This is a genomic window from Rhizobacter sp. Root1238, assembly GCF_001425825.1.
GTDB lineage: Bacteria > Pseudomonadota > Gammaproteobacteria > Burkholderiales > Burkholderiaceae_C > Rhizobacter.
The window spans coordinates 102,063-119,012 of the sequence record NZ_LMDM01000007.1; the positions used below are offsets into that span (position 1 = coordinate 102,063).

The 16,950-nt window shown below is 69.4% G+C and carries 12 protein-coding genes; 9 read left to right on the plus strand and 3 right to left on the minus strand.

The genetic code is table 11. The features are described from left to right. The first annotated feature begins 82 nt into the window (after nucleotides 1-82). The 3 genes from ASC98_RS07715 to ASC98_RS07720 all read left to right on the plus strand — a co-directional run bounded on the left by ASC98_RS07715 (nucleotide 83) and on the right by ASC98_RS07720 (nucleotide 5,648). Nucleotides 83-3,064 carry a trehalase family glycosidase gene (locus ASC98_RS07715; protein ID WP_056810908.1) on the plus strand — a complete coding sequence of 994 codons (2,982 nt, stop codon included), beginning with the start codon at nucleotides 83-85 and terminating at the stop codon, nucleotides 3,062-3,064. 152 nt (nucleotides 3,065-3,216) lie between these two features. Further along, nucleotides 3,217-3,639, plus strand: a complete 423-nt coding sequence (locus ASC98_RS30180; protein ID WP_157604800.1) for a hypothetical protein — start codon at nucleotides 3,217-3,219, stop codon at nucleotides 3,637-3,639. Then, nucleotides 3,636-5,648, plus strand: a complete 2,013-nt coding sequence (locus ASC98_RS07720) for an alkaline phosphatase (RefSeq protein WP_157598116.1) — start codon at nucleotides 3,636-3,638, stop codon at nucleotides 5,646-5,648. Before ASC98_RS30180 ends, ASC98_RS07720 begins: the two co-directional genes overlap by 4 nt. Nucleotides 5,649-5,651: 3 nt before the next feature. On the opposite strand, the gene ASC98_RS07725 is transcribed toward ASC98_RS07720, so the two are convergent. Next, nucleotides 5,652-6,341, minus strand: coding sequence for a mobilization protein (locus ASC98_RS07725; RefSeq protein WP_056810911.1), 690 nt, complete (start codon nucleotides 6,339-6,341; stop codon nucleotides 5,652-5,654). A 225-nt stretch (nucleotides 6,342-6,566) separates the two neighbouring features. Between ASC98_RS07725 and ASC98_RS07730 the strand changes: the two genes are divergently transcribed. Continuing rightward, nucleotides 6,567-8,525 carry a PhoX family phosphatase gene (locus tag ASC98_RS07730; RefSeq protein WP_056810913.1) on the plus strand — a complete coding sequence of 653 codons (1,959 nt, stop codon included), beginning with the start codon at nucleotides 6,567-6,569 and terminating at the stop codon, nucleotides 8,523-8,525. Nucleotides 8,526-8,614: 89 nt separating this feature from the next. Here ASC98_RS07730 and ASC98_RS07735 read toward each other — a convergent pair whose 3' ends face one another. Both ASC98_RS07735 and polA read right to left on the minus strand, forming a co-directional pair. Continuing rightward, entirely contained in the window at nucleotides 8,615-9,478 is an 864-nt protein-coding gene (locus ASC98_RS07735) for a hypothetical protein (RefSeq protein ID WP_157598115.1), read from the minus strand. Beyond that, a complete protein-coding gene (gene polA / locus ASC98_RS07740; RefSeq protein WP_056810920.1) occupies nucleotides 9,478-12,306 on the minus strand; it encodes a DNA polymerase I in 2,829 nt (942 codons plus the stop codon). Before polA ends, ASC98_RS07735 begins: the two co-directional genes overlap by 1 nt. Before the next feature lie 498 nt (nucleotides 12,307-12,804). On the opposite strand from polA, the gene ASC98_RS07745 reads away from it, so the two are divergent. Genes ASC98_RS07745 through ASC98_RS07765 form a run of 5 tightly spaced genes read left to right on the plus strand, consistent with a single transcriptional unit; the run spans nucleotide 12,805 to nucleotide 16,634 of the window. Beyond that, complete coding sequence (locus ASC98_RS07745; protein ID WP_056810923.1) at nucleotides 12,805-13,662, plus strand: DNA ligase; 858 nt, start codon at nucleotides 12,805-12,807, stop codon at nucleotides 13,660-13,662. 56 nt (nucleotides 13,663-13,718) lie between these two features. Next, nucleotides 13,719-14,057: a hypothetical protein gene (locus ASC98_RS07750; RefSeq protein ID WP_056810927.1), complete on the plus strand. Its 339-nt coding sequence runs from the start codon at nucleotides 13,719-13,721 to the stop codon at nucleotides 14,055-14,057. Nucleotides 14,058-14,065: 8 nt separating this feature from the next. Continuing rightward, nucleotides 14,066-15,025: a homoserine kinase gene (locus ASC98_RS07755; RefSeq protein ID WP_056810930.1), complete on the plus strand. Its 960-nt coding sequence runs from the start codon at nucleotides 14,066-14,068 to the stop codon at nucleotides 15,023-15,025. 26 nt (nucleotides 15,026-15,051) lie between these two features. Further along, nucleotides 15,052-15,861 carry a BPSS1780 family membrane protein gene (locus ASC98_RS07760; protein ID WP_056810933.1) on the plus strand — a complete coding sequence of 270 codons (810 nt, stop codon included), beginning with the start codon at nucleotides 15,052-15,054 and terminating at the stop codon, nucleotides 15,859-15,861. Then, complete coding sequence (locus tag ASC98_RS07765; protein WP_056810936.1) at nucleotides 15,858-16,634, plus strand: SDR family oxidoreductase; 777 nt, start codon at nucleotides 15,858-15,860, stop codon at nucleotides 16,632-16,634. The genes ASC98_RS07760 and ASC98_RS07765 overlap by 4 nt, the downstream gene beginning before the upstream one ends. Nucleotides 16,635-16,950 lie beyond the last annotated feature (316 nt).

Consider the following 16,950-nt stretch of genomic DNA (forward strand, 5'->3'; position numbering starts at 1 on the left):
CTTATCCCGCCGATCAGCTTTCGTCGTTTGATCGGCGCATCGACACTCCGTAGAGTCCCGCTCCACAACAGGAGGCAAGACCATGCAGGGACGCAACGGAGCGGGATTCTTCATCGTCGCGTGGGCGACGGCCTGGGGCGCGCTGCTCGGCGCCTGCGGTGGGGGCGGCGACCCGGGCGGCACGACGTCGGCGCCCCGCGATGCGAACGCATCGGCCGGCGCGTCGGAGAAAGCCGCCGCCGCCGCGACGCCATGGAGCCGCTACATGCTGTCACCGTCGTCGCGCACCGTGACGCCGGTCGCGGTCTTCAAGACCGTCGGCACGGTGCAGAACCCGAACAACCTGCTGACCGGCAACACCGCGATGATGTCCGGCCGCGGCAGCTACGTGGTGCTGGACTTCGGCAAGGAGGTCGGCGGCTTCGTCTCGCTGGACTTCCCCGCTGCCGGCAGCAGCGCCGAATCGGTCGGCCTGGCCTTCACCGAGTCGAGCGAGTACGTCGGCCCGATCAGCGACGGCTCCAACGCCGGCCTGAACCACGGCGCCGGCAGCTCCACCGACGGCGCGATCTACGCGAGCGTCAACAGCACGACCGGCACGACCTACACGATGCCGGCGGCCAGCCTGCGCGGCGGCTTCCGCTACCTGACGCTGTTCATGAACTCCGACGGCTGGGTGCACCTCGCGAACATCCGGCTGCGCTTCACGCCGGCGCCGGCGATGGCCGACCCGAGCGCCTACCCGAACTACTTCTACAGCAACGACGACCTGCTGAACAAGCTCTGGTATGCCGGCGCCTACACGGTGCAGACCAACACCATCGCGCCCGACCAGGGCCGCAAGCTGCTTGCCTCCGGCTGGGACAACACCGCGGTGGTCAGCGGCGGCACGACGGTGCTGACCGATGCCGCCAAGCGCGACCGCACGGTGTGGTCGGGCGACCTCGGCATCTCGGCCGCGGTCGGCTATGTGTCGACCGCCGACACCTTGTCGGTGAAGAACGCGCTGCAGCGCCTGTACGACAGCCAGAAGGCGAGCGGTGAGCTGCCGTACTCCGGCCCGCCCTTCGACCTGTACGGCTCCGACACCTACCACTTGTGGACGCTGATCGGCACCGAGACCTACCACCTCTACAGCGGCGACATCGACTGGGTGCGCTCGATCTGGCCGAAGTACCGGCAGGGCATGGCCTTCATCCAGGCCAAGGTGAACGGTGCCCATGGCCTGCTGAACGTGACCGGCACCAACGACTGGGCGCGCGGCGGCCAGGGCGGCGAGAACATCGCGGCGAATGCGATGCTGTACCGCGCACTCACCACCGGGGCCAAGCTGGCCTCCGCGCTGGGCGACGGCGCGACGGCCACCGCCTACGCGAGCGCGGCCGCGACGCTGAAGGCGCGCATCAACGCGACGCTGTGGGACGCCGCCGCCGGCGCCTACCGCGACAACCCGGACAGCGTGCTGCTGCCGCAGGACGGCAACTCGCTCGCGGTCTGGTACGGCGTGACCGACAGCGCCGACAAGCCGGCCGCCATCGCCCGCTACCTGAATTCCAACCTCGGCACGCTGGGGGCGCTGACACCGGAGTGGGGCGGCAACATCTCCGGCTTCGCGGGCTCGATGCAGCTGATGGCGATGTCGGTGGCCTCGCGCGATGCCGATGCGCTGGACCTGATGCGCCGGCAATGGGGCTTCATGCTCAACCACCCGACGCGCGGCACCGGGACCTTCTGGGAAGGCTACGGCGCGGACGGCGGCAGCGGCGGCTATGCACCGTGGTTCGTCAGCCACGCGCACGGCTGGTCGTCCGGGCCGACCTCGGCGCTGACCTTCTACACGCTCGGCATCAGCCCGACCACGGCGAAGGGGCAGCAGTACGGCGTGATCCCGCACCCGGGCGACCTGACGCACGTCGAAGGCCAGCTGACATTCGACGGCAGCCGGCGCGTGAAGAACAGCTGGGACCGCGGCAGCGACGGCAGCTTCACGATGACGGTCGACAGCAGCGCACACACCGGCTCGGTCGGCGTGATCGGCATCCCGCGCTTCGGCATCGACCGGCGCGTCAGCATCGACGGCGTGGAGGTGTGGAACGGCAGTGCCTTCACCGGCGCGGCCGGCATCGCGAGCGCCGACCAGGACGCCCGCTACATCTACTTCCGCGGCGTCCAGCCGGGTGTGCGCAGCTTCCGCACGGCCGGGACCGGTGCTGCGTGGGCGAGCTGCGCGCCAGAGGCGGGGCAGTGCGTCTTCGAGGGCGCGCGCGGCGTGCGCTACGGCAACGGCAGCAGCTTCGTCTACGGCAGCTTCAACGGCGGCGTCGCCTGCAACAACGCGACCTTCGGGGACCCGGCCCCGAACGTCGTGAAGCACTGCGAGCTGAGCGACACCGAGCGGCCGCCGGCGATCGGCATCTGGACGCCGTGCGCACTGGAAGGCCAGAGCTGCAGCTTCGACCGCACCAGGACGGTGGCGTATGGCGCGCAGTCGTCGTACCGCCTGCTGACGCGCAGCGGCCCGGTGGCCTGCGACAACGCGAGCTTCGGCGACCCGATCTTCGGCGTGGCCAAGCGCTGCTGGACGAGCAACCTGCCGCAGAACCCGGGCTTCGAGTCGCCGGCGGTGGCCACCGGCAACGGCGTGCAGTACGGTGCGGCGAACGCCGGCTGGACCTTCACGCCGGAGAGCGGCCCCAGCGGCTCGGGCCTGCAGAAGAACGGCAGCGCGTTCGGCGCGGTCGCCGCGCCGGAGGGCGTGCAGACGGCCTTCGTGCAAAGCGGCGGCGCGATGAGCCAGGGCCTGGCCGACCTGTCGGCGGGGCGCTACGCGGTGCGTTTCAAGTCGGCGCGGCGGGGTTGGAGCTTCGGCGGCGTGCAGACCCTCGGCGTCTACCTCGACGGCAACCTGCTGGGCAGCTTCACGCCGGGATCGACGCAGTTCGAGTCGTTCACGACGCCGCCGATCGCGCTCGGTGCCGGCGCGCACACGCTGCGCTTCGCGGGCCAGAACGCCGCCGGCGACAACACCGCCTTCGTCGACGAGGTCGTGCTGCTGAGCCACTGAGCCGGCGTCACGCGCCTGTCATGGCGCCCCGCGATCATCCGACGAGCTCGGGGAGTCGTGGAGGGAGACCCATGCGTCGTTGTTGTAAAGCGTGGCTGCTGGGTGCAGCCACGCTGCTGGGTTCTGTCGCGGCCCAGGCCGGACCTGCGCCCGTGCCCGGGGTCGCGGCCACCGAGCTGAAGTTCCGCGAGTTCTTCCAGCTGCCGGTCGGCCCGCGCGGCCTCGCGCCCAGCGCACGCCTGCTGTCGCTCGACGGCCAGCCGGTGCACATCACCGGCTACCTCGCGCACCAGGACGCCGCGTCGGCCCCACCAGGCATCGCGCTGCTCGCGCCGCTGCCGGTCTCGCTCGGCGACGAAGACGAGAGCTTCGCCGACGACCTGCCCGCGTCGACGCTCTACCTGCACCTCGCCGGCCCGCTGGCCGCGCGGACGATCGCGTACCGCCCCGGCCTCGTCTCGCTCAGCGGCACGCTGCAGGTCGGCGCGCAGCGCGAGGCCGACGGTCGCGCCTCGTTCGTGCGCCTCGTGCTCGACCCCGAATCCGCATCCGTTCTCCTGGAGTCCCCGAAATGATCCGCCTTGCTGTTGCCGCTCTCCTGCTCGCTGCCGCCTCGGCCCAGGCCGCCCCGGGCGTCACGCGCCTCGTACCGCCGAGCGAACTGTTCACGTCGAACGACCCGAACCCGCCGGTGATCGCGCGCTTCCTGCCGGGCCAGCGCTTCGACCTGCAGGCCACCGTGCGGCTCGATGCCGGCGCCACGCTCGCCGCCTTCGAGTTCGCGGTCGACGGCGTGCCGCTGAAGCCGGCCAAGGCCGTCACCAGCGTCGTGACGACCGGCCTGAGCCTGCCGGCCGGCAGCAACGCCGCGGTGGTCTCGCAGCGCGCCTACTCCAACGCGAAGCCCGGCATCCACCGGCTGACGGTCAACGCGACGCAGAGCGACGGCCAGCGCGTCAGCGCCACCGGCAACTTCGAGGTGGTCGCGCTCAAAGGCTTGGAGGCTGGAGGGGCCGGCCGCAAGGCGAAGAACATCATCATCCTGCTCGGCGACGGCATGGGCGCGGCGCACCGCACCGCGGCGCGCATCATGGCCAAGGGCTATGCGCAGGGCAAGGCGCATGCGGCGCTCGCGATGGACACCTTCCCGAACACCGGCATGGTGATGACCTCGTCGCTCGACGCGATCGTCACCGACTCGTCGCCCGGCATGTCGAACTACGTGACCGGCAACAAGGCCGCGAACAACCAGGAAGGCGTGTTCCCGGACGACACGCTGGATGCGTTCGACAACCCGCGCGTCGAGTACCTGTCGGAGTACCTGCACCGCACGCAGGGCAAGGCGCTCGGCGTCGTGACCACCGCCGACGTGTTCGACGCGACGCCGGCCGCGAATGCGGTGCACACCGCGAACCGCGGCAACGGCACCGGCATCGTCGACCAGTTCCTCGACGACCGCGGGCTCACCGGGCTGTCGGTGCTGATGGGCGGCGGGCGCAAGTGGTTCCTGCCGAACGGCGATGCGCTGAAGGCCGATGGTTCGCGCAACGGCCAGGCCGTCAACGGCTCGCAGCGCGACGCGAAGACCGACTACGTGCTGCCGTCGGACCTGGTGGCCGGCTGGGGCGCGGCGGTGGGTGCGAAGGACCCGTCGCGCGACCTGATCGCCGACTTCCAGGGGGCCGGCTTCGCCTATGCGCCCGACCGCCTCGGGCTGGCGGCGGCGGCCGGTGCCGACAAGCTGCTCGGCCTGTTCGCGTACTCGAACATGAACGTCGCGTTCGACAAGATCAACAAGCGCCGCGGGGTCTCGACCATCGTCGACGACTACGGCTTCCCCGACCAGCCGATGCTCGACGAGATGGCCGCCGCCGCGCTGCAGGTGCTGTCGCGCCAGAAGAACGGCTTCGTCGCACTGATCGAGGGCGCGTCGATCGACAAGCAGGCGCACCTGATGGACACCGACCGCTGGCTGCTGGAGGTGATCGAGTTCGACCGCGCGGTGCAGGTGGCGAAGGACTTCGCCGCGAAGCACCCGGACACGCTGGTCATCGTGACGGCCGACCATGAATGCTCTGGCGCGGCCATCATCGGTGCGTCGACCAAGCCGGTGGCCGCGATCCGCGCCGCCGCCGCGCCGGCCGAGGGCGCCAGCGCGCCGAGCGCTGCGACGCTGCGCGACCCGGTGGTCGGCGTCTACCAAGCCGCGAAGTTCCCGAAGTACGTGATTGCCACCGACGGCTACCCGCAGAGCACCGACGTCGACTACAAGATGCTGATCGGCTACGGCGCGAACGCCGACCGCTACGAGAGCTGGCTGGCCAACGCGACGCCGACGCAGGATTCGCAGCAACCGTTCGTCGGCCAGGCACCGCAGAGCGGCTACCCGGCGAACCCGAGCGTGCGCAACCAGGGTGCGGGTTTCCTGGTGACCGGCCAGGTGCCGGGCGACCAGGCCGTGCACACCGCCACCGACGTCCCGCTGTCAGCGCTCGGCCGCGGGGCGTCGCTGTTCAGCGGCGTGATGGACAACACCGACATCTTCTTCAAGATCGCGCAGGCGGCGACCAAGGGTGCGAAGTAGCGTTCAGACCTCGACGTCGTCGACTTCGCGGTAGACGTCGCGCATCCACATCTTCAGGCGCTGGCGGTCCATCAGCCCCAGCGTGCCGTCGGCCTCGCCCTCGCGCGCATTCCAGAAGCTGACGCTCGCCGCGTCGATCTTCTGGATCACGTTGTCGTGCAGCTTGCGCAGCGTCACCACCTTGGCGCCGAACGACAGCGCGCGCGCCTGCTCGCCCGACTGCTCCAGCACCGAGAAGTCGCTGCCGCGGATGTGGTTGCGCACCAGCACGTACTTGAAGCTCGGGCCGAAGCGGTCGAGCAGCTTCTTCAGCAGGTCCACCGAATCCTTGCCGGCGTCCATCACGTGCCAGTAGAAGACCTGCGAGTTCGTCTCGTCCAGCAGGTTCAGCACACCCGATTCGTCCATCCAGCGCACCAGCGGGTCGTGCGTCTGCGCGGCCAGGTCGACCAGCACGCGGCGGTCGGGCTGGTCCACCGCGGCCTCGACGATCGCGTCCAGCGCCTCGTAGCGGTCGACCAGCACCGGCGATGCGTAGCCGGCATAGAAGCGCATCAGCGCGCCGTGCGACCGGTCGGTGTCGAAGCCGAGGAAGGGCATCTGCCGGTCGATCAGGTACTGCGCCAGCACCCGTGCCATCAGCGACTTGCCGACGCCGCCCTTTTCGCCGCCGATGAAGTGGATCTTGCTCATGCCAAGGCTTCTCCGTGTTTGGTGGTCGGGCGACAGTATGAACGCAAGCGCGCAAGCGGCCTTCCGGCGTGCCGCGGCAAGGTGTTTCGAGGCGTCATGCGACTGTCATGTGGGTGTCACGCCGCTTTCACCGAGCCTGCTTAACCTGCCGCACGCCAAGACACACCTCGACACGACCCGCCACGGCGCGGTGACGTGCAACCCTCACTCTCCAAGGAAGCCCAGATGAGCCACCCCACCGTCGACGCGCGCCGCCGTCTCCTGAAGCTGTTGTCCGGAGCCCCGTTGCTGCCCGTGACGAGTTCCACCGCGTTCGCCGGCCTGCTGGCCGCCTGCGGTGGCAGTGATGACGGCCCGGCGCCGGCCGCCCCCGCCGCGACCGTCACCTCGGTCGAGTTCACCGCGATGGCCGCACCCACGAAGGCCGAGCCGGCCGCGATGGCCACCGCCACGGTCGGCTCCAAGCTGGTCGCCACCTACAGCGACGGCAGCAAACAGACCTTCGCGCTGAAGTACGAGCCGTTCTTCGTCACCGGCGACATGGTGCCGGACGGCAAGGGCAGCACCATCCTCGCCGGCGGCTACGTCAACATGGCCGGCGAGAAGATCATGGACACCTCGGTGGTCGGCAAGGAGCGCCAATTCTTCTCCGACTCGCCGGACGGCAGCTCGCTGCTGACCGTGCCGAACCCGACCGTGCCCGGCATCAAGGGCAAGGCGGTGTTCGCCGTCGTGCAGTTCGAGTACACGACCGCCGGCCAGGACGGTGTCAGCACCTACGGCACGCTGCCGTCGCCGATCGCGGTGCTGACGCTCGACCAGGACCAGGCCACCGGCAAGCTGAGCCTGGTGAAATATCACAACGTCGACACCTCGTCGGTGCACGGCCTGTGGATCACCTGCGGCGCCAGCCTGTCGCCGTGGGGCACCCACCTGTCGAGCGAGGAGTACGAGCCCGATGCGCCGTTCGCCAGCACGACCGCGCAATTCCTCGCGTTCAGCAAGAACACCTTCGGCGACCCGGCCAAGGCCAACCCGTACCACTACGGCCACCTGCCGGAAGTGACGGTCAACCCGGACGGCACCGGCAGCATCAGGAAGCACTACTGCCTGGGCCGCATCTCGCACGAGCTGATCCAGGTGATGCCGGACCAGCGCACCGCGATCATGGGTGACGACTACACCAACGGCGGCTTCTTCATGTTCGTCGCCGACAAGGAGAAGGACCTGTCGGCCGGCACGCTGTACGTCGCCAAGGTCGGCGCCGGCTTCTCGATCGACCCGGCCGCCGCGGGTGCGCCGCTGACCTGGATCAACCTGGGCCACGCGACCAGCGCCGAGATCGAGGCCCTGGCCAACACGCTGAAGCCTTCCGACATCATGGCCGTCAGCAAGACCGATCCGGCGGATGCGAGCTACACGAAGGTCTTCTGCGACGGCAAGGCCAACTGGGTCAAGCTGGTGCCGGGGATGGAGAAGGCCGCGGCCTTCCTGGAAACGCACCGCTATGCCAACCTGAAGGGCGCGAGCATGGCCTTCACGAAGATGGAAGGCACGACCGTCAACGCCAAGGACAAGATCGCCTACTCGGCGCTGCAGAACATCCAGGCGTCGATGGTGAAGGGCGATGCCGCCTGGCGCGAAGAAATGGGTGTGAGCCTCGACAAGAAGCTGGTGGCCGGCGGCGTCCTGGCGCACACGCTGGCCGGCGCGCAGAAGGACACGGCCGGTGCGGCGATCAACAGCGAATGGGTGCCGGTGCAGACCAAGGCGCTGCTGGTCGGTGAAGACCTGGCCCTCGCCGACGGCCTGGGCAACACGACCAACCCCGAGAAGATCGGCAATCCGGACAACATCAAGTTCTCCGAGAAGATGCGCACGCTGTTCATCGGCGAGGACAGCAGCACGCGGGTCAACAACTTCCTGTGGGCCTACAACGTCGACACGAAGAAGCTGTCGCGCATCCTGTCGGTGCCGTCGGGCGCCGAGTCGACCGGCCTGCACGCGGTCGACGACATCAACGGCTGGACCTACATCATGAGCAACTTCCAGCACCCGGGCGAGTACATCTCGGCGATCCCGGCCGAGGTGAAGACCGCGGTGGATCCGCTGGTCAAGGCGAACTACAAGGACAAGTTCGGCGCCGCCGTCGGCTACCTGACGGGGCTGCCGGAACTCGGCTGATCAGGGAGGAGCTGGCCGCATGAGTGGCCCACGCTCGAGAGAAGAGGAAAGGGGCCGCAGTCAAGCCTGCGGCCCCTTTTTTCCACGGCTCAGGGCGCGGTGGGCGACGGGACGAAACTCGACGACCCCGGCCGCTCCCGCGCCTGCAGCTTCCAACGCATGTAGGCGGGATCCAGTTCCGGAAGATGGATCGCCGGAATGTGCTCGTCGCCCTCCAGATAGCCGTTGATCAGTCCGGCAACCGTCAGGCCGTGATCGAGCGTCGCGTCCTCGGTCCAGTAGACCGCGGGCATCTGGTCGGCGCCCGTCAGGATCGGGTAGGGGTGGGGTGCCCATGGCAGCTTTCCGATGGCGGCCTTCGACACCGCGAACAGTCCCCCGGCCACCTTCCCCTTCTTGTGCACCGTGCGGTCTTCGACCGGGTACGTCCGCAGGCGCAGGCCCGTCGGATCCTTTCCAGTTCCACCACAGACCTCGCAGGCCTGCCCGAACGCGGGGAACCCGGGCTTGCGGCAGCGCGGGCAGGCGTCGAAATGCGTCACCGTCCCACCCTCCGGAGCGACCGAGTTGAAGGGGTGGAAGCGCGGCGCAATCATCCCCATGCCGGGGCGCCGCGCCGCCGCGACGAGCGCCGCGAGGTGGGCGCGGTCGGCAACGATGTCGTCGTCCATGCAGATGTAGCAATCGGCGTCCGGCATGGTGTCGTTGACGACCTCGAAGAGGTAGCGCATGGCCAGCGCCTTGCCGACGTTGACCGGCTCCTGCGTGGCCTCGTCGCGAACGCACTGCCATTCGAGCCCGGCCTGCCTGAGGATCGTGGCCGCGCCCCCGTTGTCCCAGGCGAAGATCTTGTAGTCGCTTTCGGCGCCGATGGAGCGCAGCCACTTCAGCACGGCATCGAGGTAGCGCGGCCGGTACGCGCAGATCAGCAAAGGAATTTGGGTCTTGTTCATCAGTGCGCCTGGTCCCAGTTCCGCCCGATCCCCACTTCCGCCACCAGCGGCACCTTCAGCTGCGCGACGCCGGCCATCAGTCTCGGTACCTCGGCCTTCACCCAGTCCAGCTCGGCTTCCGGCACCTCGAGCACCAGTTCGTCGTGCACCTGCATCACGAGCTTCGTCGCGCGCCGCTCGGTCAGCAGCGCGTTCTGCACCGCGACCATCGCGAGCTTGATCAGGTCGGCCGCCGTCCCCTGCATCGGCGCATTGATCGCCTGCCGCTCGGCACCGGCGCGCCGCGGGCCGCTGCCGCCGTTGATCTCGGGCAGGTAGATGCGGCGGCCGAACAGCGTCTCGACGTAGCCCTTGTCCTTGGCCGACGCCCGCGTCTCGTCCATGTAGGCCTTCACGCTCGGGTAGCGCGCGAAGTAGCGCTCGATGTAGTTGGTCGCCGCGCTGCGCTCGATGCCCAGGCTCGACGCCAGCCCGAACGCGCCCATGCCGTAGATCAGCCCGAAGTTGATCGTCTTCGCATAGCGCCGCTGCTCGCTGGTGACCGCCGCCGGCTCGATGCCGAACACCTCGGCCGCCGTCGCGCGGTGCACGTCCATGCCTTCGGCGAAGGCCTTCAGCAGGCTCGCGTCGCCGCTGATGTCGGCCATGATGCGCAGCTCGATCTGCGAGTAGTCGGCACTCAGGATCACATGCCCCGGCGGCGCGATGAAGGCCTCGCGCACGCGCCGGCCCTCGGCCGTGCGGATCGGGATGTTCTGCAGGTTCGGGTCGGTGCTCGCGAGCCGCCCCGTCACCGCCACCGACTGCGCATAGTTGGTGTGCACGCGGTGCGTCTCGGGGTTCACCATCAGCGGCAGCTTGTCGGTGTAGGTACCCTTCAGCTTCGCGAGGCTGCGGTGCTCCAGCAGCTTGGCCGGCAGCGGGTAATCTTCGGCCAGCTTGTCCAGCACTTCCTCATCGGTGCTCGGCGCGCCGCTCGCGGTCTTCTTGACCACCGGCAGCCCGAGCTTGGTGAACAGGATCTCGCCGATCTGCTTCGGCGACCCCATGTTGAACGGCTGGCCGGCGAGCTCGTGCGCCTCTTGTTCGAGCGCCAGCATGCGCTCGCCCAGCTGCTGGCTCTGCGCCGACAGCACCAGCGCATCGATCAGCACGCCGTTGCGCTCGATCTGCTGCAGCGCGATCGCGGTCGGCATCTCGATGTCCTGGTAGACGCGGCGCAGCCCTTCCTCGGCCTGGATCTGCGGCCACAGCGCCTGGTGCACCTGCAGCGTCATCTCGCTGTCTTCGCCGGAATAGCGCGCGGCACGCTCGATGTCGACCTGGCCGAACGGGATCTGGCTCGCACCCTTGCCGCACAGGTCTTCGTAGCTGAGCCCCTTTCGGCCCAGGTGGCGCTCGGCGAGGCTCTCCAGGCTGTGCGGCCGGTGCGCCTCCAGCACGTAGCTCTGCAGCAGCGTGTCGTGCACGAAGCCGCGCGCAGTGACACCGGCGTTCTGCAGCACGTGGATGTCGTACTTGATGTTCTGGCCGAGCTTCGGCGCCGCGGCATCCTCGAGCCACGGGCGCAGCCGCGCCAGCACCTCGTCGATCGGCAGTTGCTCGGGTGCGCCGGCGTAGTTGTGGCGCAGCGGCACATAGGCGGCCTCGCCCGGCTGCACCGCGAACGAGATGCCGACCAGCTGCGCGCGCATCGGGTCGAGCGAATCGGTCTCGGTGTCGAGCGCCGCGAGCGGCGCGACCTTCAGCCGCGCAATCCACGCGTCGAGCGCCTCGAAGCTGGTGATGGTGTCGTAGCGGCCGTCGGCGGCCGGCTCGGTGGGTGTGTCGGCAGCGGGCTCGTCCGGAGCACCGTCGCCGAACATGTCGGCGGTCGCGCTGTCGGCTGGCGGCTTCGGTGGCTTGGCCGCCTTCACCGGCGCCGGCGGCGGCGCGGCGACCGCCGCTTCCAGCTCGCGCTTCCAGCTCTTGAAGCCGTAGCGGCCATAGAAGTCGAGCAGCCCGGCGTCGTCGGTCGGCTTCAGCGCCAGCCCGGCCAAGTCGGGCCAGCCCGCGAGGTGCTCGGCCAGCTCGCAGTCGTCGCGCACCGTCACCAGCTTGCGGCCGGTCGGCAGCCAGTCGAGCGCCTTGCGCAGGTTCTCGCCGGCCACGCCCTTGATGCTCGCGGCAGCGTCCATCACGCCCTGAAGCGAGCCATATTCGGCGATCCACTTGGCGGCGGTCTTCGGGCCGACCTTCTCGACGCCCGGCACGTTGTCGACGGCGTCGCCCATCAGCGTCAGGTAGTCGACGATGCGGTCCGGCGGCACGCCGAACTTGACCATCACGCCGGGCACGTCGAGCTTCTCGCTGCTCATCGTGTTGATCAGCGACACCCGCTCGTTGACGAGCTGGGCCAGGTCCTTGTCGCCGGTGGAGATCACGACGCGGTGGCCGCGCTCGGCCGCCACCCGCGCCAGCGTGCCGATCACGTCGTCGGCCTCGACGCCCGGCACCATCAGCACCGGCCAGCCGAGCAGCTTCACCACCTCGTGGATCGGCTCGATCTGCTGCACCAGTGGCTCGGGCATCGGCGCGCGCTGGGCCTTGTACTCGGGGTACCAGTCGTCGCGGAAGGTCTTGCCCTTCGCGTCGAACACGCAGGCCGCATGCCCGGCCTTCACGTCGATCAGCGCGCGCTTGAGCATGGCCACCATGCCATGCAGCGCGCCGGTCGGGAAGCCTTCGGCGCTGCGCAGGTCGGGCAGCGCGTGGTAGGCGCGGTAGAGGTAGCTGGAACCGTCGACCAGCAGCAGCGTGCCGGCATCGTTGGGAAGGGTGTCGTCCATCGGGTGATTGTGGCGGATGGTGCGGGCGATGGAACCCGGGAGGGGTGGCGGTTACTCATGCGGGTGTCCTGTGGCCACGACGGCGGCGGGACGGAACGCAGGCAACCCTTTTGATGGAAGACCGCTCGCATGACACCGCCCCAATCCCCGTCCGGATCCAGCTCCGCTGTTCGCACGACACCGTCGAACTCGACGCCGCCATCGCCCCGGAACCCTCCTCCCATCGTGCATGACATGAGCCGTGCCAGGGTGGGAGCAACCGGAACCGTCCCGACATTCGGGCAGGACCGCTGCACGCCTTATGCGATGTCCATGGCCGCTCAAGACAGGGAAGCGCGCCTGACTCAGGCCCTGCTTTCAGGGTACGACGAACACACCGCAAGAAGGATGGCCACCTTCCCTGGGTCCGAGCCGTCGGCTGACGGGTCGGTTCGCGAGACGACGAGCGACGAAAAGCTGTAGGCAGCTGAACGAATTCATCCACCGCGAAGGCTCCTCATGTCGCCCCCTGTCGCGCTGTCCCTCCTGGTCGTGGCTCTGCAAGTCGGTGTGCTGCAGGTGGGCGTCGCGCAAGCCGTGGCAGCGGCGCCCGCGGTGATGCTGGCCCAGCCGTACCGCGCGGGCGCCTTCCAGCCTGGCCTGCACTGGGTCAGCGAGAAATACGACGGCGTGCGCGGCTACTGGGACGGCCAGCGCCTGCTGACGCGCCACGGCCACCCGATCCGGGTGCCGGCCTGGTTCACCTCCGGCTGGCCGCAGCGCGCGATGGACGGCGAGCTGTGGGCCGGCCGAGGCCGCTTCACCGCGGCGGCGTCGGCGGTGGCCGCCGAGGTGCCCGACGACGCCGCGTGGCGCGAGATGCGCTTCATGGTGTTCGACCTGCCCGACGAGCCGGCCGATTTCGACCACCGGCGGGAAGCGATCCTGCCGCTGGTCCGCACCGTCGGCACGCCGTGGATCGAGGCGGTGGTGCACGGCCGCGTGGCCGACGAGGCCGAGCTGCACAGGCTGATGCGCCGCGTGGTCGCCGTCAATGGCGAAGGCCTGGTGCTGCACCGCGGCGACGCGCTCTACCAGCGCAACCGCAGCGACGCCTTGCTGAAGCTGAAGCCGCAGGACGATGCCGAAGCCCGCGTCGTCGGCCACCTGCCTGGCGAGGGCAAGTACGCCGGGCAGGTCGGCGCGCTGCTGGTCGAGCTGCCCGACGGCCGGCGCCTGCGCCTCGGCAGCGGGCTGAAGGATGCCGACCGCCGCCGGCCGCCGCCGATCGGCGCGACCGTGACCTACCGTTACCGCGGGTTTCATGAAAGCGGCCTGCCGCGTTTCGCCAGCTTCCTGCGGGTGAGGCCGGACTGAGCGGGCCTTGACCCTGGGGGGCGCCGCGGGCGGCAGCGCTGCCTACAATGCGCCCCATGAAGCTGCTGCCCGCGCTGGCCTGCCTGGCCCTGACGTCCGCCTCCCTGGCGCTCCATGCCGAGCCCGTGCCGGCCCCGAAGCCGATCCCGGCCCCGGTCGAGAACTTCGACACCGGCGAGCCGCAGGTCGACCGCCTGGTCCAGGAAGACGAAGGCTCGCGCATCGAAGAGCTGCGGGTGCGCGGTGAAACCCGCCGCATCGTCGTCAAGACCAAGGCGCCGCTGAAGGGCGAGTACGAGATCCTGCCGGACAACGCCGCGAAGGGCGTGCCGCAGGCGCCCAACGGCTCGCGCGGTGTCGCCGGCCAGCGGGTCTGGCAAGTGCTGGCCTTCTGAGCGGGACGATGGCTGTCTTCACCGAGGTTTCGTTCGACACCGCCGCCGCGCTGGTGGCCCGCCTGCAGATCGGCGAGCTGAGCACGCTGAAGGGCATCGCGGCCGGCATCGAGAACACCAACTACTTTGCCGACACCACGCAGGGCCGCTACGTGCTGACGGTGTTCGAGCGCCTGAGCTTCGAGCAGCTGCCGTTCTACCTGCACCTGATGAAGCACCTGGCGCGCCACGGCATCGCGGTGCCCGAACCGCAGGCCGATGCCGCCGGCGAGATCCTGCACCAGCTCGACGGCAAGCCGGCCGCGGTGGTCGACCGCCTGCGCGGCAGCCACCAGCTCGCGCCCGACGAGCTGCACTGCCGCAGCGTCGGCGCCGCGCTCGCGCAGATGCACCTGGCCGGCGCCGATTTCGCGATGCAGCAGCCCAACCTGCGCGGCCTCGCGTGGTGGACCGAGACGGTGCCGGTGGTGTTGCCCTTCCTGAGCGACGCGCAGCGCGAGCTGATCGAGACCGAGCTCGCGTTCCAGCAGCAGGTGGCGGCGTCGCCGGCCTATGCGGCGCTGCCGCGCGGGCCGATCCATGCCGATCTGTTCCGCGACAACGTGATGTTCGAAGGCCATGCGCTGACCGGCTTCTTCGACTTCTACTTCGCCGGTGTCGACGCGCTGCTGTTCGACATCGCGGTGTGCCTGAACGACTGGTGCATCGACCTCGACACCGGGCGCCTGGCCGAAGACCGCGCGCTCGCCTTCGTCGAGGCCTACGACGCGGTGCGGCCGCTCGGCTCCGGCGAGCGGCGGCTGATGCCGGCGCTGCTGCGCGCCGCGGCGCTGCGCTTCTGGATCTCCCGCCTGTGGGACCTGCACCTGCCGCGCGATGCGTCGGTGCTGAAAGCCCATGACCCCAGCCACTTCGAGCGCGTGCTGCGCCAGCGCGTCGAGAACGCCTGGCACCCGGCGATGGCCTAGGGCCCGCTCACGACCTCCCTGCACCGATGAAATTCCAGCATGTTCCCGCGAGCCGCGGCGCCCTGTGGGTGCGCCAGGGCCTGGCCGCCTTCGCGACACGGCCGCTGGCCTTCTCGGGCCTGCTCGGCCTGTCGCTGTTCGCGAGCTTCGCGATCGCCTTCGTGCCGGTGCTCGGGCCCTTCCTGCTGCTCGGGATGTTCCCGCTGCTGTCGCTCGGCTTCATGATCGCGACGCGCATGACGCTGGCCGGCCAGGTGCCGCTGCCCACCGTCTTCATCGCGCCGCTGCGGGTCGACCGCGCGCGCCGGCGCGCGCAGCTGTGGCTCTATGCCGGCTACGCGCTGGCGGCCTTCCTGATCTGGCTGCTGACCTACACCATCGCCGGCTCGCGCATCCTCGAGCTGCAGCAGCTGCTTTACAGCACGAACACCACGCCCGAGATGATCGACGCCCGGCTGTCCGACGGCAGCCTGCAGCTCGGCATGCTGGTGCTGTTCGTGCTGAGTTCGGTGCTCAGCGTGGTCTGGTGGCATGCGCCGGGGCTGGTGCACTGGGGCGGCATGAGCGCGTCGAAATCGCTGTTCTTCAGCCTGGTGGCCTGCTGGCGCAACCGCGGCGCGTTCGTCATCTACCTGCTCGTGTGGTTCGGCGTGGTGCTGGCGGCCGTCATCCTGGTGAGCCTCGTGTCGTCGCTGCTCGGCCAGGTCGAGGTGGGCAAGGTGCTGATGCTGCCGCTGTGGCTGATGGTCATGAGCGCCTTTTACGCATCGCTGTTCTTCACTTTCGCCGACAGCTTCGAGCTGCCGTCGGCGGACACCGGGAGTCCTTCGCCATGAACGCCTTCACCGCCGCCACTGCCTCCTTGAAGATTGCCCTCGTCACCGGGGCCGGCACCGGCATCGGCCGCGCCTGTGCGCTGGCGCTGCTGCGCGAAGGCTGGGGCGTCGTGCTGGCCGGCCGGCGTGCCGAGCCGCTGCAGGAGACGCTGGCGCAGGCCGGCGAGCGGGCCGCGAACGCGCTGGCGGTGCCCACCGACGTCGGCGACCCGGTGTCGGTGGCTGCCTTGTTCGCGGCGACCCGCGAGCGCTTCGGCCGGCTCGACCTGCTGTTCAACAACGCCGGTGCCGGCACGCCGGCCGTGCCGCTCGAAGACCTGACCTACGAGCAGTGGAAGGCGGTGGTCGACGTGAACCTGACCGGCGCTTTCCTGTGCACGCAGCAGGCCTTCCGGATGATGAAGGCGCAGACGCCGCAGGGCGGGCGCATCGTCAACAACGGCTCGATCTCGGCCCACGCGCCGCGGCCGTTCTCGGCGCCCTACACGGCCACCAAGCATGCGATCAGCGGGCTGACCAAGGCCAGCTCGCTGGACGGGCGGCCGTTCAACATCGCGGTTGGCCAGATCGACATCGGCAATGCGGCCACCGACATGACCGAGCGGATGACGCGGGGTGTGCCGCAGGCCAATGGCAGCACGATGGTCGAGGCGCGGATGGATGTGCAGCATGTCGCGAATGCGTTGCTGCACATGGCGAGTCTGCCGCTCGAAGCGAATGTGCTGACCATGACGGTCATGGCGACGCAGATGCCCTTCGTCGGCAGGGGCTGAACGGGGGCCCTCATCCCGGTGGGGGACTCGCTGCGCGCGAGGGCGTTGGTTCTTCTCACTGCGTGAGGCCGCGCCGGGTCTCGCCCCGGCAGGCGAGTCACTTTCATTTGAGCCCAAATGAAAGTAACCAAAGCAAAGGCTTGAACCCGAACACCATACGGTTCGTTCAGTCTCGCTGCGGACAACACGGCCACGCCGCTGGTGATCCGCCTTGACTGGGATTGTTGGCCGTTCTTCTCCACCCGGCTCGCTGCGCTTCGCCTCATGACCTGATGGTCGCGGGGGCGAGACGAAGCGACGAGCGCGAGTCGAGTGG